This window comes from Pedobacter sp. AW31-3R (assembly GCF_052180285.1).
GTDB lineage: Bacteria > Bacteroidota > Bacteroidia > Sphingobacteriales > Sphingobacteriaceae > Pedobacter.
In genome coordinates this window covers 2,356,249-2,378,415 of record NZ_CP197475.1, presented here as the reverse complement: position 1 = coordinate 2,378,415, position 22,167 = coordinate 2,356,249, and the positions used below count along the sequence as shown (strand labels likewise).

Here is a 22,167-nt window from a genome sequence, read left to right as displayed (position 1 = left end):
ACTTAAAAATTGAAGGATAAACCACCAGTGACGGTACGTTGCAATGGAAAACTATATAAATTTCCAGCCGACTCAGGATCACCTACTTCATAGCCAGTGATCGTCAATAAATTCTGGGCATTGAGGAAAACACGTACATTGTTCAGGCCGGCATTGCGCAGCGAATGCGAAGGCAGTCTATATTCCACGGCAACAGTTTTCAAACGGATGTAAGATGCGTCGCTATAAGCACCGGAAGACTGACTGAAAGCCTGGGCTGCGATCATTGCCTGGCTATCGAAACCTGTGCTAACCTTCTGCATTTCTGAAACATCCCCTTCTTGCCTCCAATGATCAAGAGCCTGGACAGGTAGATTAATCACCCCTCCGGGAAGTGCAGATGAGGGGTTGTATAATGTATATTTATAATTCAGACCAGTCTGTTTGGTAAACTGAAAGAATGCTGTTAACGAAAAGTTCTTATAGCTTAGCGTATTGTTAAATCCACCTGTAAACTTGGGTTGGAGATCCACGAGAGGGGCAATATCACCACCTTTTTCCTTCAACTCCGATACAGGTGTACTGGTCAGTTCTCCATTTGACTTATAAAATTCAAATAAGCCCGTTACAGGGTTAACTCCTTTATAATTGAAACCTTTTACCGTATTTACAGATTGACCAATAGTATAGATATAGGCATAAGATGACTCCGCTAGGCCTGGAAAGGCAATAAGTTTATTTTTGTTAAATGAGATATTGAAACTACTTGACCAGCTGAAATCTTTCGACTTCATATTCGTGGAATTAACTGAAAATTCAAATCCGGTATTTCTCACTTCCGCATCAAAGTTTCTCAGCACTGCGGAAAACCCTGTTTGGGTAGGCAGGACATAATTACTCAGCTGATTGCCTGAATTGCTGGAATAGTAGGTGGTATTCAACAACAAACGGTTTTTGAAAATACCGATATCCAATCCAACGTTCAAGGTCTTTTTCAGCCCCCAACTGTAATCGGGATTATACAGGTTACCGGGCACAAATGGGCGTGTTCCCTGAAAAAGGCTCGCACTGTTGGATGCTGTCCAGAAAGACTGGAACTGGTAAGGTGCAATCCCATCACTGCCACTGGTTCCGTAATTTCCGGAAAGCTTTGCATAACTAATGAATGGAAGAGCTTTCTGAAAACGGCCTTCCTCTGAAAAAATCCATCCCAGCCCAACAGAACCAAAATTCCCAAATTGCCTGTTGGGGCCAAAATTACTGGAGCCATCCCTTCTGCCGGTTAAGTTAACAATGTACTTCTCCTCATAGATATAACCGATACGTCCAAAGACAGCGGCGTATTTGTAGAGGTTACCATCATCAGATGCCGACATGGTCCTCGCCCCATTGATGGATCCCAGCAAAGCATCAGTTGCATAATCATAACCTGCAAGGGCAGTACTTTTGTTCGTACTCTTTTTATAGGTCCCTCCCAGTAAGGCAGTAAACCTGCCCTTTCCAGAAATCAACTGATAATCTAGCTGTGGCTCTATGTTAATAGTCTCCATCGTCGTTTTGGTAAAAATCGCATTTGACTGTGCAGTAAACTCAGGTGTTTGTGAGGCCAGGGGGGTGGCAACATCCTGATTGACACCCACTCTGTTATAACCAAGGCTCGCACTGAACTTTAAGCCTTTTACAATTTTATATCCTGCCCTGAGATAGGTATTGAAATTATTACTTTGAAGATTACTCGTTTGTTTTAGATAGGCATATTGCTGAAAAGATGAAATCCAGGAATTCCCGTATCTCCAGATCAAATCGCCCTTACTGTCTAACAGATCAGGTGTATTTGGCGGAAGAGTAAATGCACTACTCACACTGGGACTTCCCGAAGTATTGTTTCTTTCATACGAATAATCAGTGCCGAATTCCACATTCAACTTATCATGGAAAGCACTGTGCTGAAGGGAACTATGAAAGGAATATCTCTGATCTGCATAATCTCCGGGAAAGTTATATTCTGTTTTCAGGTATCCTCCACTGAACATAAACCGCGTCGCATCAGAGCCCCCCGATATGCTAGCATTGGCATTGGTATTATTGGAAGTCTTCCCATAAAATTGTTCATACCAGTTGGTGTATTTATTCTGGTCGAACACCAGTAAATCTGGATATGACGATGCCGTATAGAAAAAATCGGGAACATTGTCATTTTTCAAAGCCTCCTGTCTGATCTCCAGGTACTGCTGTGTATTCAGCATCTCTAATGGGCGTGCGACAAAGTTTAGGCTCCGTTCCACTTTCGCCGACACCTCAGTTTTACCACTCTTTCCTCTTTTTGTGGTAATGAGCACCACCCCATTCGATCCCTGAGAACCGTATATAGAAGTTGCATCGGCATCTTTCAATACAGTAATACTTTCAATATCTGACGGATTGATATTACTAAATGGGCTAAAACCATCCGCATCGGTCAATGACCGTGCATCGGTACCATTGGCATGGGAACCAAAAGCATTCAGGATATTGATCTTTTTATTTTGAGGCGAGTAAGGAATACCATCAATAATAAATAAAGGCTGATCATAGGGCCTAAATCCATTGATATTATTTTGAACCGTATTCTGGCCCCTCACCTGTATCCGAACTGAAGCCCCTGGTGCGCCTCCATTGGGAGTAACCGTAAGTCCAGGCACCCGTCCCTGCAAAGCAAGCAGAACATTGTTGCCGGGCTGCTGTTCTATATCTTCTGCGGTAACTGTACTTACCGAACCCACATTAAATCGTCTGGTAGTTGTTCCATAGCCAATCACCTGGGTACCATCAAGCTCTGCCGTTACAAGTTGCAGAACAATATCGCCCATTTGCTCCTTTGCTTCTAATTTCCGGACACCATAGCCAACATAAGAGATCGTAATCACATCCTTTTCTTCCACATCATGAAGTAAAAAGTAGCCATTGGCATCAGTGCTAATTCCCTTCTTCCCACCAATGTATACCACATTGGCACCCGACAGTGGGATTCCTGCACCGTCCATCACTCTTCCCCTGACATCTATCTTTTGAAATTGATCGACAATTCTTTCAATAAATGTTTTTTCCTTCTCTTTAAGCCACACCGCTTTATCTTCCAGTTTATAGGTCAGGGGTTGATTTTCAAAACAAATACGAAGTACTTCCTCAATACTTGCTCCTTTTACATTAAGGGTAACAGGTTTAGCAATTTCAAGAAGTTTGGTTTTATATAAAAAATCATATCCGCTCTGTTTCCTTATCTCATTGATAATCTGTCCTAACGGAGCATTTGTCCTTTTTATAGAAATTTTCTGTGCAAAGGTACTTGCGTTTACTTGCATAAAGGCAGTGATAAGCAAAAGAACAATTAATTTCATAACCAGCAGAAATTTATTTCTGACATGACGGTTTCCTTCATGCTTAAAATATAAGTTAAAATTCATAAATTTGGGTTGTTGGGTTTAGTTCTTAAATGTTTGGTTCTAAGTCAATCTTTTTTATCCTGTTAAGGAAGGGTAAGCCCACAAATCACCAGATCCCGACTCCAATCGGGATTTGGTATTTTAAAGGATACCACCATAAACTATTTTGTTACGATCACCCTCCTTCCTTCAATTATAAAGTGTACATCTCCATTGTATTCCAGCATTTTCAAGATTCCGGAAATATTTCTGCTACGGGAAATTTCACCTGAAAAAGTAAGTCCTGGATCAGGTTTAATACGGTATTCTACCTCAATATTGTACCATCTTGAAATTTTGACCATAATTTCCTCTAAGCTGTCATCAAACTTGAAATAGCCTTCTTTCCAGGATACGACATCCTCCAAATCAACACGCTGAGCAATCGTAATCCCCAGGGCTGACACATTAGACTGCTGGCCAGGAACAAGAAGCTGCGATTGATGGTGACTAAAAACCTGAACAGAGCCTTCGAGCAAGGTCGTTTTAACAACCTTATCATCTTCATAGGCATTGATATTGAAATGGGTCCCTAAAACTTTGATTTCCTGCCTGTCACTTTTCACGATGAATGGATGAAAGTTATCTTTGGCTACTTCAAAATACCCCTCCCCGGAAAGTTTCACCATTCGTGCCCCTGCTTTGTCGAATACACGTGGAAAACTTATGCTACTTCCCGCATTGAGCCATACTTTGGTTCCATCTGAAAGATCGACCCGGTACGTCTGACCAAGTCCGGTTGAAATCTCAAGAGTTTTATCCGCAGCCTCACCGTACCCAAGGGGTGTAAGCGGCTCCTGGGTTGCGAGCGATGACCCATCATTGTAGGTCAGTTGGGTCGGGTTGATTTGTACCCCTGACTTAGCTGCACTCAGATCTACCAATTCACCGCTGGCCAATTTTAGCGTTGCGCCGTTGTGTCCTGCTGAAATATCATTGCCAACTAATCCGGTATGATCAGATACCGTGCTCTTATTTAAAGTACTCGCATAGTATAATCCCGATGTGATTAGCAAAAATATGGCAGCAGCAATACTACGCCAGTAAGTAAATGCCTTTTTTACTGATAATTTAGGTGGTAAGTTAATGCGTTCTTCGATGGTTTTGCGGAGTTGTGCTCCAATTTCATTTTTTGCGGACAGGGGAACACGGTCCCAAATCGGGTTTTCCCGAGCATAACTATTGACATGAAAAAGAAATATTGCCCTTTCCTGTTCTGTGGCTGTACCTTCAGCAACCCTATCCGCAATAAGAATTAAATCTGCCTTGTCCATTATGTTATAACTGTGTTAATATAATGTAAAGCACTTCAGAAGGGCTTAGCCCTGTAAAGAATAAAAATAAAATCGAAAATACCCGCTATAACACTAACTATCAGATAAATAAAAACATCAGCATATTGTTTTTTCCAAGCTTATCCTTTAGTTTTTTTATAGCGATAGTGATCTGCATCTCAACAGTCTTTTCTGAAATATTAAGTTCGGCAGCTATTTCTTTATTTGACATGTGCTGCAACCTGCTCAATGAAAATATATGCTTACACCTGCCAGGCAAGTCGGCTATAATATTGTGAATCAATACTTCTAACTCTTTCGCTTCAAGCATCAGACTCTGATCGAAAACTGGTTCATCACGTGTACCAGCACTTTTAAAGAAATCTTCCCGGACTTTATTTGCACGAATAAAATTGGCAGTTTTAAATTTAACAGCGGTTAAAAGATACCCGCGACAGGAGGTTAATTCCCATTGAACCCGATTCTCCCAAAACCAGACGAATATATCCTGAACAATATCATTACTATGTTGGTGATCGCGTAAAATATTAAAGGCCATTCCATATAAAACAGACCAATGGCGGGAATAAATTTTATTAAAAGCGGAATAATCGCCTTTCTTTATCAAAAGCAAAAGATTTTCTTCCGTTTCTACCTCTAAATATTCACTATTCATCAATTAATTAGTTCAGCAAGCGATAAATATACACCATTAATCCTTTAATGAATAAAAATTAGCAGATTCTTGTTTCAAAACACCTGCGCAATAGAACAAAGACCTGGAAAATGGTAACGCTGAAATTGAGCATGGTGAGTTTAGGACAGCTGCGGCTTTAAAAGCAGAAGCCAGTAAATAGCAATAATTTGGAGCAATATTAAGAAAGGTGATAAATTAGGTGTGATCGGTATTGGTGGATTGGAGCATGGCAACATGGAGTAGATTCTTTAAACACAGTGTTCTCAAGCCCAACCATAGAAGTACAGCAGGTTAAGAACACTGTGTGTAATATATTCTTCCGTTAATTATTCTCTTGGTAGAAATTCATTAAATTGTGTGTGGTGAAGATATATCATAAAATAGTTGAGAGGCTTGCTCAGTAAGCTCATACTTGCTCAGTCAGCATCATTTCAATGACCACCAATCACCTTCTCAAGCATTCCTTGTAATTGTTCACCACGTAAATCTCTGGCAATAATTTTACCGGTCGGGTCAATTAAAAAGTTTGCGGGAACTCCTTTAATACCATATTGTTTTACCACTGCATTATCCCAAAACTTAAGGTCGCTAACGTGGGTCCAGGTCAAGCCATCCTTATGAATAGCATCCAGCCAGGCTTGCTTTCTTCCTGGTTGATCTAATGATACCCCCAGAATTGTAAAGTTTTTATCCTTTAAACACATGCAAGACAACCTGGACAGAAACCTAACCTTATAGATGATTGCAGAAAATGTAAATAGTTCTTCCAGCCATTTTTCTGCATTGTTTAAAAAACGTACAGGCTTCCCACCCATTGAATATTTTAATCATCTTAAAATCCAGAAAGCTTGCCAATACCTGCAGTTTACACAACTCAGAATTAAAGAGATTGCCTTCAAAATAGCCATAAATGATCAGTATTATTTTTCCAGGTTGTTTACCAAAGTAATGGGCTTATCTCCATCCGAATACCGCGAACAAAGAAGTACACCAAGAGTATAAATGATTGTAACTGGCAACCCTACATTTGACAAAAATTTCTTCAAATGAGTTATTTCAGATTATCCTTGAAAAACAGTTCCAGTGTATCAAATGGAATTTTATCAAACTGATCATATAAATCCACATGGTTAGCATTTGGAACAATCAATAATTTTTTTGGCTGGTTAGCCATTTTAAAGGCATCTTCGCTAAAGTACCTTGAATGTGCATTTGCTCCTGAGATGATCAAAATCGGTCGTGGCGAAATCTCTTTAATATACGTTAATTGGGGCATATTCATAAATGAAATAGACATTGTTGAAACCCAGGTGTCATTAGAATTCACAGCATTTTTATGGTAGCCTCGAGGGGTTTTATAGTAATCCCAAAACTCCTTAGTGATACTGTCAACATCTTTTGGGAGTACATCCGGAATATGTCGGCCGGCCACAAAAGGTTTAGCGCTTCCGGCATCTTTCCATCGCTGTTCGCCCAGTTTTTTCAAAATTTCAGCACGCTGTTCTGGTGTCATTGAATCATTTAAACCTTTTGCCGAACCGCGTGATATATCATACATCGCAGCTGTTGCCACTGCCTTTACACGTTTATCTACAGCAGTCGCATTGAGTGCAAAACCACCCGAACCACAAATACCAATCATGCCGATACGGTTTCTGTCCACTGAGGGTTGCAAACCAAGGAAATCTACACCAGCACTCATGTCCTCAGTATAAATATCCGGGGAAGCAGTATTATGCGGTTCTCCCCCGCTTTCACCTGTGAATGAAGGATCAAATGCCAATGTTGCAAAGCCTCGTTCCGCCAGTTGATTTGCATATAAACCTGAAGATTGTTCTTTCACCGCTCCGAAAGGGCCGCCAATTACTATGGCAGATAAAGACTTCCTGTCACTAGTCTTAGGCATATACAGATCACCTGAAAGAGTAATACCATAACGGTTTTTAAATTTTACTCTGCTGCGCAGCACCTTATCACTCAACCTGAAAGTATAATGATCTGCACTGGAATCAATTGTTTGTCCTGCTCCGTCATTGGTATTTTGTTCTGCAGACTGTTTGCATGACTGTCCTAGGACCATAAGTAAGCCCAGCAACATGATCAATTTCGCCCTAAAGGCGTGTTCTAAGTTAAACCCTATACCTCCTACCATTAACCTTTTAATTTGTATTGATCATCACCTACTTTTTCCATCCAGGTCACCACTTCACCATTTACTTCTTCCTGTATAGCGATATGGCTCATAGCCTTATCTCTTGATGCACCATGCCAGTGCTTTTCATTTGGTTCAAAGTAAATCACATCACCAGGGTATATTTCCTGCAGCTGTTCACCCTCTTTTTGTACCCAACCTAGTCCGGAAACTACGATCAACGTTTGTCCGGCGGGGTGAGTATGCCAGGCAGTTCTTGCACCGGGCTCAAAAGTCACCAGCGCACCTGCAGCTTTGGTAGAATTTTGTTTGGCAAACAATGGGTCAATCCGAACCTCACCTGTGAACCAATCGGTATTTCCTTTAACCGAAAACTGTGTTCCATTTCTTTTTAATTGCATGATTATAATATTGTATGTTAAATTGTTTTTGGTTTATCCATTCCCACATGTTTTGGCAATGGTTTTTTAATGCTGTGTTGTTATATTTTTATTTAAAATCTATGACTTAACTTTTTTTATTGCTTTTGCAGGTATACCAGCTACCACTGTATTTGCAGGGACATTCTTTGTGACTACTGCACCAGCAGCAACCACAGCATTCTCGTAGATGGTGACACCTGGAAGGATTGTTGCGCCCGCTCCGATCCAGGCATTTTGTTTGATGTGGATTTTCCCCGGAACGAGTGAGTGCCTTTCTTCAGGATCAAGCGGGTGGCCTTCAGAAATAAGCTTGACATTGGGACCGATCAGTACATCATCCTCAATAGTAATGCCGCCCAGTGTCAAAAAGGTACAATTGAAATTAATAAATACATTTTTTCCTATTTTTAAATTTTCCCCATAATTGATATAGATTGGGGGGAAAAGTCCTAAGCTATGGTCAACAGTTGAACCGGTGATTTTACTAAACACTTCCTGGATCTCCTCTGGATCAAAGGAATTATTTAACTGCCAAAGCAGTTTCATCGTCGCAAAAGAAGCCTCTCTTAATTTACCACCGTCAGCATGATTTGCAGAAATAGTTTCCCCATTTCTCAGGCTGTCGAATATATTGTCTGTCATGAAATTTATGTTTTGATATATAAACACAAAGGTACACCTGAAGGCACAAGTGTTTTGTTATATTAAGTACGCCAAAAATGTCAAATATTACCTATTTTAACCAAAACGATTATTCATCAATGGATCATGACTACTATCAATAGGGTTAAATTACTGAAAATCAAAAAGGAATCTGATTTACCGGATATCTTTTTTAGATTATACCACACTCATTTATATTGTCAAAGCGGTACAATCAAATTTTTATTTAATGATTTGGAAATGGAATGCAAAAGTGGACAATTCCTGTTCTGGTTTGCCGGAAGCCGTTTATCCAGTCTTCATTTTTCAAAAAATTTCAGGGCAACCGTTCTATTGGTGGAAAAGAATTTTTTGATGGACAATGTGCCAGACCAGGGCTGGAGCATTAATGCACAACTCCATTCAAGAGTATTTCCAGTAAAGTTAATCCACAACAGTCATGATAGGTTGAGAATTATTGACAATTTTAACAGATTGAATGAACGTTTTTTAGATTTCGACCATAGATTTTACGAAGAGGGACTCAAATTACAGATGCAACTTTTTATTCTTGAAATGTGGCATACCTTCGCAAATGAATATGAACAACGCAAACACAGTCTCCAGACTGGAACACATTATCAGCGTTTCATCAAACTGCTGGAAGACCATTGTATGCAGAACCGTGAAGTAAGTTTTTACAGCAATAAACTTAACATTAGTGCCAAATATCTGAATCACCTTTGTAAAGTGCATTCAGGCATTACCGCCTCAGAATGGATACAACGACATGTTAAAGAACGGCTGATTATTTTATTACAGAACAGAAACCTTAACGTTTCTGAAATCGCCAATAAGATGCACTTCAGCAGTAGGTCATTTTTCACCCGATATGTTAAGAAATTATTAGGCGTCTCTCCGACTGATTATCGGGCAAGACTCAACTGATACATTTTTCAATTTAACCATTTTACTTCGATCATGATTTCCCTCCTTTAGAACTATTAAGGGCAAAATCACTATTATAGAGACTCCTGTTAAATTAGGATGCTTACATGCTGATCTTACGTTGTTCAGTTTATAGGTAAAAACAAGATTGCTCAATAACAATACATCATGTCAGCAAGATATATCATTTCCTGATGCATATAAAAAAATGAGAGGGGGGACAAAACATAGACAAGGGCTGACTATTATGATGGAATGACAAAAAGCAATGTGATCAGCGCAGGGGCAAGGTACCTGACTGATAATTTATGACGGTTTAATTCGAGGAAGTAAGGTGTTTTTTTGGAATTTTTAATTTCATTTTATTATTAAAACAACTAACCGTATCATTGATGATATTTACGCGCCCTGATCATGAGATTTGCACTTACCCTGACCGAAGAAGATTACCTTACCGGATCACTTTTTATTTCTTCGAAATCCAAACTTGTAAAAAGAAGAAGAAGAAAAACTCTAATTATACTTTTTGGGGCCTTTATGTTATTTTCGATATCATCACTTCTGGAAGAACGTCCTACTATAAAATGGTGGGAAATTATAATTTTTGCCTTTATATTTATCTTCCTATATTCTTTCTATCAACGCTGGTTATACCAAAGACACTATAGAAAAAATATTGCTGAAACTTACAAGAACAGACATGGCAAACCGGGTTGGATAGAGTTTACAGAAGATCAGCTTCTAAGTGCCGACTTTGCCGGGGAATCAAAAATCAATCTTGAACAACTGGAGTATATTTATGAAATTCGTCGCTATTACCTCATCAAATTCAAAACTGCGGAAGTATTAATTGTACCAAAAGCTGAGATACCAGAAGAAGATTTCAGAGTGATCATTAATCGCATTATAAAGAAATATAATGTACCATTTACACAGGAACTAGAGTGGAAGTTTAAATAAACAGTGGAGTTTTCATGCGAATGTTATTCTGCAAAAAAATTGATAATTTACCTTAAAACTTTTGATGCTGACGCCTGAGGTAATCATAGAATCGTTCACTTGTATTTAGCCAATTTACATCATCTGTTAAACAAAGAATTTAGACTCTTTAATCACTTCCTGGCATTTCTGACAAAGGAGTGAAATGAGCTATTACGTGAATTAGGCGTAGGTGTATAGTCTATTGACTTCAAGAGTGATAGCTTATGAAAAGAAATTTGGGGTGTTAAATATTGTTGATGATTACAACAAAGAGATAATATGTATTGACCCCGGATCTTCCCTTATCCGCAAAAAAGGTAATTAGAGCTTTGGAAACACTCTAAAAATACAGTGTAGTACCCAGCGATGGTGTGATTTTGTGAGAAGCCTACAAGTTTAATATACAAGAATTTTCATCCGTAAGTAAAATGCACCTTTAAATTTACATATTTTGAATTACTTAAATTTTGATTCATAAAATTTTTGGATATTAAAGTCACCGGATTCTACTGCATTTATAAATAAATTTTTATTTATAAATATTTCTTCAATCATAAAAGGATCATGAATCATAAGACAGATTGCACCCACCTCATTGATTGACAAATAATTACCATCACCCAAATCTTTGATCACATAATAGATATCTCCCTGAATTTCTATTTGGAAAGCACTTTGTATATCAAGAATAGACTTAAGATTTTCACTGATTTCTCCTAAAAGCTGCTCGACCTTATGTCTATCTTCTTCAGCAAATGTTTTTTCCTTGATTTGTGTAACATCCATTTTATTGTAATCAAGATCCGATATTTTCGAAGGCAATTTATATCCAGCCAACATTCCTTTAAATATATCTAATTCTATCATTTCATAACTTCCTTTTACTTTATTCCATATTTTAATATCTTTTAAGATAAAATAATTTGGGAAAGACTTATCAGAGTACTTTTTTTCTAAGTTTGCGTTTAAAAGAAAATTATAGCTTCCGTTTTTACTAAGTGGATTTGGTCTTTTTCCCAAAATAAATTCCTCATTAGCCTGATTCCTTAAAAAATCATATTTGTCAGGTAGTCTTGTTACAAGATTCCAAAAGAATGAATATTCGTCTTTTGAAATTTTCTCCTTCATTCTAAAAACCCTCAACATTTTTTTCAGGTTGTCTATCATCGTTTCCAAGTTAGATTAAACATTTCTTTCACCCATTTAGGTGCAAATCTAGCAATTCCAAGATCTACTATACACGAAACTTATTACAATAACATAAGAGCATTAGGTCTGGAATATCCTGATCTGAATTATTCCAAAGCTTTACCATTTTTGTTGATGCTGCCAAAGTCTGTTACCGCAAAAAGTTAATAAGAGGCATCAATCCTAGCAAGATGAGGAGTTTAAGAAAAATTGCAAAAAAAGAATAATCCCTCAGACAAAAAAAGAACGGCAAATCGTGGTGAGGCAGTTAGTTGACCTGGATTAAAAACCTGCTAAATTTAATTGTTCAAACAATTGTTCCTTTGTCTGACCTGCCGTATTACAAGAATTTATTGTCCTTCTAACTTTATCAAACAAGTCGATATAATCGCCCACCAGGTTACCTTTGTATTCGCCCCCATTAACTATAGAGTTCCTCATGTCCAGAGTTTTTTATTCTAATATAATTGATTTTAAATTCATCTTTATTAATGGAGAGAATCAATGTAAGATGCCAGGTGGATATTCTGGACATGATCAGAATATCCACCTGGTTTAGAACAATACGGATAATCAAAAAAACAGTTTCATCTCAAGAATAAAATAAAAAATAACCTGATTGAAAAAGAACCCGTTTAAATACCCCTCTACTTTTTAAAATGCATAGTCTTTAAAAAAGTCTGCAAGTAATCTTCAGCTTTATCAGCATCAACCATATCAAATAAAATATCTCCGTACATATAGCGCTCTTTCGAATCATGGTCAGAAATAAACCTGAAGGTATAATAGCCATTATGTTTATACTTTACGACCAAAAACCTAACTTCATTAAAAATGAGTATCCTGAAACTTATATCCGTAGCATATCCTGCTTGCCCAACCAGAGAAACCATTTCCTTTTGTTTAATCTCGAGACTATATGCTCCTGTAACACTGGCCATAGTATTGCGCAAATAAACTAGTATATTATCCTTTTGGTAGAGATTAAAAAAAAACTCTGTTACTGTTAAAGATGAGGGAGAAGGAAATCTTTTAGTAGAAAAGTCTATAAATTGTTCTTTATTAATCTTTACTGTCCCTTCTGGAAATGCCAGATCAAGAACAGCAGCGCCTTCCTGGCAAAAAGCACTTATTTTAAACAACATGCAAACGGCAAACAAACTGATATGTTTCATAGTAATAGTTGTAAATTATTTAACACAGAGTTTCAAACCACAGAGAAGCCACAAACACCTGCGCAATATAACAAAGACATGGTAAAAGATAACGCTGAAATCGAGCGTGGTGAGTTCAGCACTGCTGCGGATATAAAAGAAGATGCCAGGAAAGTAGGAATTTGGAGCAACAGTGCACAGGCTACAGTAAGGTTTCCCTTATTAAAAAATTAAATGATAGGTGTATATTGTTTATATTCGATTCCGTGGAGATAAATCAATTGCATGATGGAATATTCAACAGAATTTCACAAACTACCATCGTGTACAGAACACCTTTTAACACGGTGTGGTTGCTGTGATTAATGTACATCATAAAAAAACAATAAACGGAATGAACAGTAAAATTTTATGCTTTTTGAGTGGATCGATTGCGGTCTATTTTGCCTTCCTGGTTGCTAACGCATATTGGTTGAATATCCAGGATAAAATGCTTGGTGCAATTCAGGAGGCTCTTACCCTTCCATTGCTGGCCACTCAATTGCTGATTGGTATCATTTCGTTTGTTCAACTCAGCAAGGGCCGTTTCAAGACTGGAAGCTGGGCATTCTGGACTTTTTTGATAGCTACAGTGAATACACTAACAGCTGTATTCAGTATTTTTTTTGCCCACATGAAGTAGATGTGCCAGTAAAATTTTGGAGGGATAGAAGGTAACTCTCAGTTTATGCCATCATTTTTCAATTTGAGAAAAGTTAAAGAAAGGGAAACGAACCAAACTGACCATCCGAAATGTACAAACCGCTGTATTAAACCTGTAAAATTATATTGAAGTGTTTCCGAAGGAATTGCCCTTAATAGTACCATTAACATCATTACGAAACTTAAAATCCCAAACTTTCTGAGTGGTTTCAGCTTCACCTCCTTCCATAATATGACGGATAACAAAGGTCCCAGGAGCAGAAGCAATAAAGCAGGGCCAGCTTTGGGGTGCATGGGATTACCTGAATGAAAAGTAGCAGCCCAGGCAAACATGACAATTGCTCCCACAATTCCCGTCAAAGGTGTTTTATTGAGCTTCAACTGTTGGCATACCACAGACAATCCGACAAGAAAAGTGATACTAAAAGCTGTACAGCCCCAGGTAAGAATTGCCATGAGTTTTTCGGATGGGGATCCAATGGCTCCTAGTGCACTCACCGTGTCTCTAAAGTGGTTATAGTTAACCTGCATACTGGCCGAAACGAGAATCGAACCCCAGAATAACAGAGGGACTATTAGTCCGCTAATAAGTAATATGCGTACCGTATTAACTCTCATTATTAGAAACTTACTTAACAAAGATATGAATATGCAGATATTTTTGCAATGCTTTTTGACTGCATAGCTATCGCGACAAAAGCCCGCTAACACAGATTATTCTTGCTGCAGCTGATCACATGGATACTCAATTGACATACATATCATTCCTGCCCATGAATACTTACAGAAAGAGTAGCAACAAGATTAAATTTATGCCCAACTATCCCCCGCCCTTAAAAACAAAACTTTAATAATAAAAATATTTCTTAGATCCCGGAATACGGAGTTCCACTTGTCCAGGTTTGAAGCCATCCATTTTCGGGATGCCGCTAAATGGATATTTGAAATCGTAAAACTCATCTTTCATCACTTCTCTTCCATCATCACAATCCCCATAAGTTTCAGCTACATTCACCTGCTTTGTGGAAAAATTAATATCGTACTGGAAATCGAAATAACAGGTATCATAATCCGTAAAGGTAGATCCAATCAGAAACCAGTCCCCTTTCTGATAGCGAAAAATGTTCTTATGGGTACTGTCATGCCTTGCATTATGATTGAATGTCTGCCTGATGATCAGGGTATTATTCTTGATTTCAATAGAGAGGTCAATTCCTTTATCTAAACAAAATCCACAGTCAGTACTGCTCCTTAAAACAGATGTATTCTTCTTCCAAAGCATCACCTTCCCGTTTACCACTTTGCAGATGTAGAATAATCTTTGGAACCCAAGGTTTTCCACCTTTTTATCTGTTGTATAAGCATATACAATCTCCTCCACTCCATCCTTATCCAGGTCGCCTTTCACTTCCATAATTTTAGTGTAACCAGCTGGAACATTAAAATCTGTCAGCTGTTGTGCCGCTACGGGAACGCTCAAAAAGCAGGATAAAATCAGGAATATAATTTTCGCAGGGGCGGAACTTTTCACTAAACTATTCATAAACTTTTGTTTTTATTCACATTTCTTTTACGCCAGTTACCGCCCATAAACAACCATTCCTCAACTTGTAAACGGAGCATTTGTCATGGTTAAAGGCAAAATAATTCAGAAGATAAAGATAAATATCAGTTGAAATGTTTGTTTGCCGGCAACATGGGGCAAAACATTCAGCCTATAGATTCAGACAGTCCATGGTCTAACCTTTAGTGGTTACACCATGGCTGTTAAGAAATTGGCATCGACATCCCGCTATTCCGGATGCTCTTTCTGTGACTGTAGGTATACCAAAGAACGCTGATAAATTTGATCAAACTCCGGATTGCCCTTAAACCTGAGCTTGGCCCTCTCCATAAATTTTTCAAAGGCCCTCGTATCCTGACCAAAGTTCAGTTCATCATTTACAATCAGAAAGGCTTTTATATTTTCAACGGTGTCCGCGTAATTGATGTAATACTTTCGCTTTTTTTCAGCAAGTTCCATTGCATGTTGATCCTCTTTTTTCTCAGCTGCAAGCCTGCGCCTTTTTTCCAATTCATTTTGTAAGCGTTGGAAATGAATCAGGCTTTTAGTAGCTGCAGAACCGGAAATGCTATAGTGCCGGGAAAAATAATCGGCATGGATGATCTTATCCCCCTTATCATTGATAAAGACTACAAAATAGCTGTTGAAATCTGAAGTCAGCGCATACAGCTGGTTTTCTTCCGGCAAATTGAAGCTGATCATTTTACCGCTTTCCAAAATCAGACAGGAGTCTTTTTTCGTGTACTCCCCATCAATGGATACCGTTGAAAGGTAAATCTTTTCTCCGATACCTATCCTGGGATAAACAAAAACTTTTTGCTCCCCGGAAATACAACCGGAGAGCAAAAGAGCGCAACATAAAAAAAACCTTACTGTTTTACCCATTTTTCATAAATCTGCCGGCTCCAGGACGACTGACCGGAACCGCCTGAAGCCACATATCCATAAGCAAGATAAAATGTTTTTGCTGTTTCATCATAACTGTTATTATAGGTGGAGACAACCCAAGGCCCTTTCCCCGGGGCATCAGCGCTTACAGGGTTATTTATCCATGTCGGACTTACCCCAGGTTGGTCTGCCGTAAAAAATCCAGAGTTTAACCCTGTCGGTGTAGAACCCAGAGGTTTGTAAGCTTCAAGTTTCGACCCGTTAATCGAAAATTCAATGGCATAACCACTCAAGTCGCCCAGAGGTGCAGATACGCTTTCTTTTCCTGTGGTAGAAAGTGTTTTTACCGCATTAATTGCCCTTCCTGCCGTAGGATGAAAAAACCATCCGGTAACTCTATAACTCCCTTCATAATTATTCTTTGCAGTGACCCGGTAAATGCCGGTGCCATAATTTCCGCTTACCGTTCCTGATGAAGTGCTCCGTATAGTGATTCCTAAGGCATATGATTTTGTGAAATCAAAAGATCCGGTTTTCAGTTTGATTAAAAAGATTCCGGTTTTTGTTCCCCTGGGGATGGTTACTTCATTTGAAGTAGCTGTGTACAGTTCATTTGGCAAAGGCGTGTAGGATGTATTTGAAGCGGCATTATAGGTAGTTACCGCACTATTGTTTACTTCAACAGCAATTTTAACATCCGAGGGAGTACCATTTACACCTGTGTAGTTAATGGAGACAGGGAAATCTACTTCTTCCTGGGCTGTAAAGGAAAGACTCTTCACTGCATAAACTGTGGAGGTTGTACGCGCAGGTAATTCCAGTTCAACAATCCCCGCCGATCCACCATCAGTGAATACGCTGTCTTCCTTTGTGCAGGAGGATAAAAATGAGAGCAGGAGGATACTGCTCATCAGGCCGGTTTTTAGATATTTTTTCATTTGAATATAGTATTATTTATCGGTTATGAAGCCATCATAAGTGGTTTTCATGAATTCTTATTGTTTTTCATTTGTATTCAAGAGCTCGCATGCCCGGTTTTCATTACTGTTTGTAAGCGGTCTGCTGGTCTCATTTGAAAACTATAAGCATATCATGCCTTCCATTCTATTAATTAAGGTCCCAGAATATCGGATTCGTGTAGGCATTGCTCAGAACCGGCGTGTTGGGATTCAAGTTATATTCTGTTTGCGGATAGATATCCCGGACAGGAAGTTTATCTGGTCTGGTGGAAGCAGATGAAATGGAGACAAATGTGGTGGTAGCAGTGCCATTCGCCTGAATTTTAGGATACCCGGTCCTTCTGAAATCTGACCAGGATTCGAAACTGTTGATCAGGTTGGAAGCAATATATTTTTGGGTAATGATAGCTTCAAGCCTGGTTTCTTTACTTCCTGCGAGATCATAATTCGCCAGATAGGTGTTATTCTCCAATTGATAGGCAGCTGCATCACTCTCCGGATCGTAACCACTTTCTATGGCATTATTTCCATTGGTCTCCAGGTACCTGAAGGATGCCAGAATACCTTTATCAAAATTTGTCTTTGCATCTCCCGATAACTCGTGGCCATTCAGCGCTGCTTCTGCAAGAAGGAAATAAATGTCGGAGGCCAGAAAAATCGCAAGGCCAAAAGAGCGGCTTTTCAGCACCCCGATGGTATTGGTGGCGGTCAGTCCCGATCCGGATCCGGTATACCAGGCAGAATAGGTAGGTATCGCACCCGGATTATTTGTTTCATCTCCCAGCTGACCAGTTGGAGTGGATGGAAAGTTTCTGTAGACCAGTTCCCCTCTTCTGATATCAGTTAAAACAGGGCCATTATAGAAAGTATAGACATACTTCGAAGGGATAAAATAAGTGGCGGCAGTGGTTGCAGATCCAGTCACGCTACTGTGGTAGGTGTTCCAAAATGGATTCTGATTGGCAGAGGCATTATAGCCCGGATTGACAATGGCATCTTCCAGTAAAAATCCTTCAGCTGAAAAATTCTGGTAAGCACTGGTTACAAAACCTCCTATCGAGGAACCTTCTGCACGCACCAGGATCCTGAGTTTAATATTATTGGCAAACTGTATCCATTTCGTGAGGTTTCCCGCAAAAAGTACATCTGAACTGGAGGTTAAGGCTGTCACACTGGTCCCGGCATTGGCACTGTTGGATTTGATTTTTGCTATAGCTTCATCAAGCTCAGCGACAAGTCCTTCATAAACTGAAGCACCTGCATCAAATCTTGGCGCAACATTCCCTGAGCCTTTAAGCGCCTCGGTGTAAGGGACATCACCATAGGTGTCTACAAGCCGCTGGTAGTTATACACTTTTCCAATATGTGCGACCGCATTAAACAACACCAATTCCGGAGCAGTTTCAGAATTGTTGATGATATACTGGTAATCCTTAAGGTTTGTAAATACATTATTCCATAAGGTATTATTGGATGATGAGGTAAAATTGTAGGAATAAGTATCATTATATCCACTTATTCCTCTACCCGGCAGTTGGTACCCCACAAGGAAAGAGGCATAGGTGTTATACGTAATTGTATTGGCGGCCGTAACCGTAAGTGCATTGGGTAAAATCAGCGATGGTTTTACTGTGGAGCCCGTGGCACTGTTCGGATTATTGTTAATATCCAGGTCCTTTTCACAAGAAGACAGGAGGGTTATCAATACCAAAAATTTGAGTAGGTTATAATATGTTTTCATGGCATAGGTTTAAAAAGTTACGGATAAGGTGGCACCGAAATAACGTGTAGGTGGTGTTTGGGCCAAGGTAGAAACCCCAACTGCATTGTTATCGTTGGCACTGTAATCAGGGTCTGTATACTCATTGGATGCCGGAGTCCACAACAACAGGTTTCTTCCCTGTACACTAACCTGAAGTGCTTTAATGGCATTCTGCTTGCCAAGGATCTTGCCCGGAAGGTTGTAGGCAAGGGATACTTCCCTCCATTTCCAGTAGTTTCCTGAATAGACATAGTTGCTGTAGATACTTCTGTTTGGTGCACCGCTGGTCCAGAAGCCTGAGCCGCCATCAGATACCGTGATACTGGTGTTCTCTACGTAATTTCCGGTTGAGGCATCTAGGTAAGATGAATTCGGAAAGACAAAACGCTCACGGTTATAATAGGCACTCCTCGCAGAAGCACCGGCAAAGTCCAGGTTATTCCCAAGACTTATGGATGCAACTTTATATCCTCCACGGTATTCAAATAGGCTTGTTAAAGTAAAATCTTTGTACGACACCAGCAGATCCAGTCCGAGCCTGTATTTTGGCGTCGTACTGCCCAGGTTCTGCGTAGTGGCGGCCTGGCTCGGATACCCCGTATAAGGATCAACGATTACCCTGCCCTGGTCGTCCCTTTTATAATCGGTCACAATAATAGAGTTGATCGGCTGGCCTTCAACGGCATAAATCACATTGCTGGTATTGATACTTATCGTTTTTAAGGTAGGATGAAGAGATTTAAGCACGTTTTCGTTGAAGGTATAGTTTCCCCCAACAGTCAGTTTCCAGTCGCCTGTTTCTAAGGGGGTAACATGCAATGCCGTTTCAATTCCCTGATTGGTGACTTCCCCGGTATTGATCAGGTAGCTTGAAAAGCCGGTGGACAAAGGAATACCTGCATAAATTGCCTGTCCCTTGGTACTGGTGTAATAATAAGTAAAACCCGCATCGATCTTTCCGTTAAAAAGTCTGAAGTCGGTTCCCAGCTCATACCCTCTTGTTGTTTCCGGTTTCAGATCAGTGGAGGCAAGGGTGCCATTTTGCGTAAAAAAGGTGCCGCTGCTGAATCCGGTAACAGAATCGAATATAGGATCAAGGGAATAAGGATCGATGTTCACCAAACCGGTCTTAGATACTGCGGCACGTACCTTTAAATCGTCAATTATCCTGGTTTCTTTGAGTTTAGGAAAAGCATCGGATACGATAAAAGAAAGATCTGCTGAGGGATAAAAAAATGAGCGGTTTTCTTTACTTAACAAAGAGGTCCAGTCATTTCTTCCTGTAAGGTGCAGGTAAAGATAGTTTTTGTATCCGATCGTGGCATCAGCCCAAAGTCCGTACAATTTACTTTTGGTGTTGGACTCTGTCGCCGTGGCTATTCCTGTACGGTTACTCACGTTATACAGGTCGGGAATCACCAGTCCATTAGCCCCCACGCCTACATCTTTTGAGGTTTTGTTTACTGATGAAGCTCCCAAGATCAGGTTGACAGAGAAGTCCTTCACTTCCTGCTTCATGTTCACCAGAAAATCATTACTGAACCTGGAAGTCTGCTCGGCAGCATCACTCACCGTACCGGCAAAGTTGGTCTTTCCTAACGATTGGGAATAATCGGTATAAATGCCGACTGCAGATCTTGACTTGTTGGTATAATACCTGTTCGATAAACCTGCTCTGTAAGTGAAGTTTAACCATGCCAGTGGTGAATATTTCAGTTCAACCTTACCTGTAAGGTAAGCGTTTTTACTATTTTGGCGACGGTTAGCGGCCTCCCAATAAGGATTTAAATACCAGGGGTTGTAAAAGCCGTCAAGGTTGGAATATTTGCCGTTCTGCCAGTCTTCGTACTCACTTAAAGGAATATTTGCCGGCACCTGAATTAACGAAGAGTACACCGTAGCTGTGGCGCTGGTGACATCATAGTTGTTTTCTATATAGTTGGCCGCATAATCAATGCTGAGGTTGGGAATGATTTTTCGGGTTCCATTAAACCGGAGGGAAATCCTTTTGAATTTGTCACCTGGTGTGGTACCTGAACCATCAAGGTACTGGCCTGCTACGTAGGTCGTAGATTTATCGTCACCAGAGGAAACAGAGAAGTCTGTCTGCGTAGTTACGCCGGTTTGCCAGAAATCATTCCTATCGGACACAGGAGAATAAATGACATATTGCTGGTCGCCATTGGCAAGCGGGTCTCCCAGCGGACGGGAGCTTCCGTCAAAAGCAGGCCCGAACTGCTGGTTTTCTATAGGATTATAAATCTGCGCATCAGCAGTTGATCCTGCACCAAACCTATCCTGCAATTTTGGAAAGAAGCTAATTTGCTCCAATGTCGTCGTATTTGACAAGCGGACAACAGGTTTCCCTTCCTTTCCCTTTTTGGTAGTGATCAGCAATACACCATTTGAGGCTTCCGAACCGTACAAGGTTGCCCCTGCAGCCCCATTTAATACAGATATATTTTCCACATCCTCCGGATTGATGTTTCCCAGTATACTACTCGGCACAACAACATTATCTACCACTATCAAGGCTGTATTATCACCTGTAAGAGACCTGTTCCCCCTCAGTACCAACCTATAATTTGGATTGACACCACTTGTGATCGCATTGATCTGAAGGCCGGGAACCTTTGCAATTAATCCCCCGGCAATTGTTGGTGATTTTCCCTTAGTGAGCTCTTCGGCGGTAACCCTGGTCGCTGCATAACCCTGCTCCTTTGGTTTCCGAAGTATACCACCCGCAGAAACCACCACTTCATTTAACGTATTGTCATTTGCAACAAGGGCTACATCAAAAGAAATTTTCCTTTCAGTTTTTATCTCCTGTGTCAGGTAACCTATGAAACTAATGACCAGGACATGCTCCTCATTCGCGGGAATCCTGAGTGTAAATTTCCCTGCAGCATTGCTCGTTGTGCCAATTGTGGATTTTTTTAATTTGATACTTACCCCCGGCAGAGGCAAACCATCTTCTTTTGAAACTATTGTACCTGTAATTGTTTTTTCCTGAGCATTGGCAATTGTTGAAATTGTTAGCATTAGAAGAACACTAAGATACCTGAGTAAAGTTCTTTTCATTATATTATTTAAATAATAGTTAATTAAACTACCGATTCAGGCATAAGCCGATCCGGTATCGATCATTTAGATTGACAAGTTCATTGACCATCAAATTTCATATAAGCAAGAGATACCAGGTAATAAGAAGATATACCCATAGCAATCAACGAGGAAATTATGAAATCATCATAATTCTCGGTATATTCGTTTGAGTGGTTTAAACTTTAATTCGCATTCTGGTAAATTATTGTAATGACATCACTTTTAGCAGGGGTAGCTACAACTACCCCTGCATTTTACAATAAGTTAAATATGGAATATAGAGAGTTGA

21 protein-coding genes are annotated in these 22,167 nt (G+C 39.7%); 5 read left to right on the top strand and 16 right to left on the bottom strand.

All coding sequences use genetic code 11. From position 1 onward, the window contains the following. Positions 1 to 2: 2 nt before the first annotated feature. The 4 genes from ACSBL2_RS09735 to ACSBL2_RS09720 form a co-directional block, all read right to left on the bottom strand. Positions 3 to 3,320, bottom strand: a complete 3,318-nt coding sequence (locus ACSBL2_RS09735; RefSeq protein WP_442591498.1) for a SusC/RagA family TonB-linked outer membrane protein — start codon at positions 3,318 to 3,320, stop codon at positions 3 to 5. A 242-nt stretch (positions 3,321 to 3,562) separates the two neighbouring features. After that, on the bottom strand, positions 3,563 to 4,714 hold the full coding sequence (locus ACSBL2_RS09730) for a FecR family protein (protein WP_442591497.1): 1,152 nt from the start codon (positions 4,712 to 4,714) through the stop codon (positions 3,563 to 3,565). Between the two features lie 100 nt (positions 4,715 to 4,814). Continuing rightward, entirely contained in the window at positions 4,815 to 5,390 is a 576-nt protein-coding gene (locus tag ACSBL2_RS09725) for an RNA polymerase sigma-70 factor (protein WP_442591496.1), read from the bottom strand. 452 nt (positions 5,391 to 5,842) lie between these two features. Next, entirely contained in the window at positions 5,843 to 6,226 is a 384-nt protein-coding gene (locus ACSBL2_RS09720; protein WP_442591495.1) for a peroxiredoxin family protein, read from the bottom strand. Here ACSBL2_RS09720 and ACSBL2_RS09715 point away from each other — a divergent pair. Beyond that, the gene (locus ACSBL2_RS09715) at positions 6,150 to 6,413 is read left to right on the top strand and encodes a helix-turn-helix domain-containing protein (RefSeq protein ID WP_442591494.1); all 264 of its coding nucleotides are present in this window, start codon (positions 6,150 to 6,152) and stop codon (positions 6,411 to 6,413) included. The two genes, ACSBL2_RS09720 and ACSBL2_RS09715, sit on opposite strands and share 77 nt — an antisense overlap. A 49-nt stretch (positions 6,414 to 6,462) precedes the next feature. Here the strand turns inward: ACSBL2_RS09715 and ACSBL2_RS09710 are convergent, their stop codons facing one another. The 3 genes from ACSBL2_RS09710 to ACSBL2_RS09700 all read right to left on the bottom strand — a co-directional run bounded on the left by ACSBL2_RS09710 (position 6,463) and on the right by ACSBL2_RS09700 (position 8,627). Beyond that, entirely contained in the window at positions 6,463 to 7,491 is a 1,029-nt protein-coding gene (locus ACSBL2_RS09710) for an alpha/beta hydrolase (RefSeq protein ID WP_442591493.1), read from the bottom strand. Positions 7,492 to 7,562: 71 nt separating this feature from the next. Then, complete coding sequence (locus ACSBL2_RS09705; protein ID WP_442591492.1) at positions 7,563 to 7,964, bottom strand: (R)-mandelonitrile lyase; 402 nt, start codon at positions 7,962 to 7,964, stop codon at positions 7,563 to 7,565. A 99-nt stretch (positions 7,965 to 8,063) separates the two neighbouring features. Beyond that, complete coding sequence (locus ACSBL2_RS09700) at positions 8,064 to 8,627, bottom strand: DapH/DapD/GlmU-related protein (RefSeq protein ID WP_442591491.1); 564 nt, start codon at positions 8,625 to 8,627, stop codon at positions 8,064 to 8,066. A 261-nt stretch (positions 8,628 to 8,888) separates the two neighbouring features. On the opposite strand from ACSBL2_RS09700, the gene ACSBL2_RS09695 reads away from it, so the two are divergent. After that, on the top strand, positions 8,889 to 9,575 hold the full coding sequence (locus ACSBL2_RS09695) for a helix-turn-helix domain-containing protein (RefSeq protein WP_442591490.1): 687 nt from the start codon (positions 8,889 to 8,891) through the stop codon (positions 9,573 to 9,575). A gap of 414 nt (positions 9,576 to 9,989) precedes the next feature. After that, a complete protein-coding gene (locus ACSBL2_RS09690) occupies positions 9,990 to 10,535 on the top strand; it encodes a YcxB family protein (protein WP_442591489.1) in 546 nt (181 codons plus the stop codon). Positions 10,536 to 11,012: 477 nt separating this feature from the next. Here the strand turns inward: ACSBL2_RS09690 and ACSBL2_RS09685 are convergent, their stop codons facing one another. From ACSBL2_RS09685 to ACSBL2_RS09675, 3 genes are all read right to left on the bottom strand, one after another. Continuing rightward, the gene (locus ACSBL2_RS09685) at positions 11,013 to 11,723 is read right to left on the bottom strand and encodes a hypothetical protein (protein WP_442591488.1); all 711 of its coding nucleotides are present in this window, start codon (positions 11,721 to 11,723) and stop codon (positions 11,013 to 11,015) included. Positions 11,724 to 12,026: 303 nt separating this feature from the next. Continuing rightward, the gene (locus ACSBL2_RS09680; protein ID WP_442591487.1) at positions 12,027 to 12,185 is read right to left on the bottom strand and encodes a hypothetical protein; all 159 of its coding nucleotides are present in this window, start codon (positions 12,183 to 12,185) and stop codon (positions 12,027 to 12,029) included. A 206-nt stretch (positions 12,186 to 12,391) separates the two neighbouring features. Continuing rightward, positions 12,392 to 12,919 carry a hypothetical protein gene (locus tag ACSBL2_RS09675; protein ID WP_442591486.1) on the bottom strand — a complete coding sequence of 176 codons (528 nt, stop codon included), beginning with the start codon at positions 12,917 to 12,919 and terminating at the stop codon, positions 12,392 to 12,394. Between the two features lie 78 nt (positions 12,920 to 12,997). Between ACSBL2_RS09675 and ACSBL2_RS09670 the strand changes: the two genes are divergently transcribed. Further along, a complete protein-coding gene (locus ACSBL2_RS09670) occupies positions 12,998 to 13,132 on the top strand; it encodes a hypothetical protein (protein WP_442591485.1) in 135 nt (44 codons plus the stop codon). 160 nt (positions 13,133 to 13,292) lie between these two features. Next, positions 13,293 to 13,580, top strand: a complete 288-nt coding sequence (locus ACSBL2_RS09665) for a hypothetical protein (protein ID WP_442591484.1) — start codon at positions 13,293 to 13,295, stop codon at positions 13,578 to 13,580. 38 nt (positions 13,581 to 13,618) lie between these two features. Here the strand turns inward: ACSBL2_RS09665 and ACSBL2_RS09660 are convergent, their stop codons facing one another. The 6 genes from ACSBL2_RS09660 to ACSBL2_RS09635 form a co-directional block, all read right to left on the bottom strand. Further along, positions 13,619 to 14,218, bottom strand: a complete 600-nt coding sequence (locus ACSBL2_RS09660; RefSeq protein ID WP_442591483.1) for a DUF998 domain-containing protein — start codon at positions 14,216 to 14,218, stop codon at positions 13,619 to 13,621. A gap of 229 nt (positions 14,219 to 14,447) precedes the next feature. Beyond that, positions 14,448 to 15,143: a hypothetical protein gene (locus ACSBL2_RS09655; protein ID WP_442591482.1), complete on the bottom strand. Its 696-nt coding sequence runs from the start codon at positions 15,141 to 15,143 to the stop codon at positions 14,448 to 14,450. A gap of 249 nt (positions 15,144 to 15,392) precedes the next feature. Further along, the gene (locus tag ACSBL2_RS09650; protein ID WP_442591481.1) at positions 15,393 to 16,049 is read right to left on the bottom strand and encodes a hypothetical protein; all 657 of its coding nucleotides are present in this window, start codon (positions 16,047 to 16,049) and stop codon (positions 15,393 to 15,395) included. Then, positions 16,034 to 16,990 carry a DUF1735 domain-containing protein gene (locus ACSBL2_RS09645; RefSeq protein WP_442591480.1) on the bottom strand — a complete coding sequence of 319 codons (957 nt, stop codon included), beginning with the start codon at positions 16,988 to 16,990 and terminating at the stop codon, positions 16,034 to 16,036. Before ACSBL2_RS09645 ends, ACSBL2_RS09650 begins: the two co-directional genes overlap by 16 nt. Positions 16,991 to 17,159: 169 nt before the next feature. Continuing rightward, positions 17,160 to 18,752 carry a SusD/RagB family nutrient-binding outer membrane lipoprotein gene (locus ACSBL2_RS09640; RefSeq protein WP_442591479.1) on the bottom strand — a complete coding sequence of 531 codons (1,593 nt, stop codon included), beginning with the start codon at positions 18,750 to 18,752 and terminating at the stop codon, positions 17,160 to 17,162. 9 nt (positions 18,753 to 18,761) lie between these two features. After that, positions 18,762 to 21,854, bottom strand: a complete 3,093-nt coding sequence (locus tag ACSBL2_RS09635) for a SusC/RagA family TonB-linked outer membrane protein (protein WP_442591478.1) — start codon at positions 21,852 to 21,854, stop codon at positions 18,762 to 18,764. Positions 21,855 to 22,167 lie beyond the last annotated feature (313 nt).

Excerpts from the sequence above, each read along its gene's own strand:
- ACSBL2_RS09735 (WP_442591498.1), bottom strand. The coding sequence starts at position 3,320 with ATGCAAGTAAACGCAAGTACCTTTGCACAGAAAATTTCTATAAAAAGG.
- ACSBL2_RS09730 (WP_442591497.1), bottom strand. The coding sequence starts at position 4,714 with ATGGACAAGGCAGATTTAATTCTTATTGCGGATAGGGTTGCTGAAGGT.
- ACSBL2_RS09725 (WP_442591496.1), bottom strand. The coding sequence starts at position 5,390 with ATGAATAGTGAATATTTAGAGGTAGAAACGGAAGAAAATCTTTTGCTT.
- ACSBL2_RS09715 (WP_442591494.1), top strand. The coding sequence starts at position 6,150 with ATGATTGCAGAAAATGTAAATAGTTCTTCCAGCCATTTTTCTGCATTG.
- ACSBL2_RS09720 (WP_442591495.1), bottom strand. The coding sequence starts at position 6,226 with ATGGGTGGGAAGCCTGTACGTTTTTTAAACAATGCAGAAAAATGGCTG.
- ACSBL2_RS09710 (WP_442591493.1), bottom strand. The coding sequence starts at position 7,491 with ATGGTCCTAGGACAGTCATGCAAACAGTCTGCAGAACAAAATACCAAT.
- ACSBL2_RS09705 (WP_442591492.1), bottom strand. The coding sequence starts at position 7,964 with ATGCAATTAAAAAGAAATGGAACACAGTTTTCGGTTAAAGGAAATACC.
- ACSBL2_RS09700 (WP_442591491.1), bottom strand. The coding sequence starts at position 8,627 with ATGACAGACAATATATTCGACAGCCTGAGAAATGGGGAAACTATTTCT.
- ACSBL2_RS09695 (WP_442591490.1), top strand. The coding sequence starts at position 8,889 with ATGGAATGCAAAAGTGGACAATTCCTGTTCTGGTTTGCCGGAAGCCGT.
- ACSBL2_RS09690 (WP_442591489.1), top strand. The coding sequence starts at position 9,990 with ATGAGATTTGCACTTACCCTGACCGAAGAAGATTACCTTACCGGATCA.
- ACSBL2_RS09685 (WP_442591488.1), bottom strand. The coding sequence starts at position 11,723 with ATGATAGACAACCTGAAAAAAATGTTGAGGGTTTTTAGAATGAAGGAG.
- ACSBL2_RS09680 (WP_442591487.1), bottom strand. The coding sequence starts at position 12,185 with ATGAGGAACTCTATAGTTAATGGGGGCGAATACAAAGGTAACCTGGTG.
- ACSBL2_RS09675 (WP_442591486.1), bottom strand. The coding sequence starts at position 12,919 with ATGAAACATATCAGTTTGTTTGCCGTTTGCATGTTGTTTAAAATAAGT.
- ACSBL2_RS09670 (WP_442591485.1), top strand. The coding sequence starts at position 12,998 with ATGGTAAAAGATAACGCTGAAATCGAGCGTGGTGAGTTCAGCACTGCT.
- ACSBL2_RS09665 (WP_442591484.1), top strand. The coding sequence starts at position 13,293 with ATGAACAGTAAAATTTTATGCTTTTTGAGTGGATCGATTGCGGTCTAT.
- ACSBL2_RS09660 (WP_442591483.1), bottom strand. The coding sequence starts at position 14,218 with ATGAGAGTTAATACGGTACGCATATTACTTATTAGCGGACTAATAGTC.
- ACSBL2_RS09655 (WP_442591482.1), bottom strand. The coding sequence starts at position 15,143 with ATGAATAGTTTAGTGAAAAGTTCCGCCCCTGCGAAAATTATATTCCTG.
- ACSBL2_RS09650 (WP_442591481.1), bottom strand. The coding sequence starts at position 16,049 with ATGGGTAAAACAGTAAGGTTTTTTTTATGTTGCGCTCTTTTGCTCTCC.
- ACSBL2_RS09645 (WP_442591480.1), bottom strand. The coding sequence starts at position 16,990 with ATGAAAAAATATCTAAAAACCGGCCTGATGAGCAGTATCCTCCTGCTC.
- ACSBL2_RS09640 (WP_442591479.1), bottom strand. The coding sequence starts at position 18,752 with ATGAAAACATATTATAACCTACTCAAATTTTTGGTATTGATAACCCTC.
- ACSBL2_RS09635 (WP_442591478.1), bottom strand. The coding sequence starts at position 21,854 with ATGAAAAGAACTTTACTCAGGTATCTTAGTGTTCTTCTAATGCTAACA.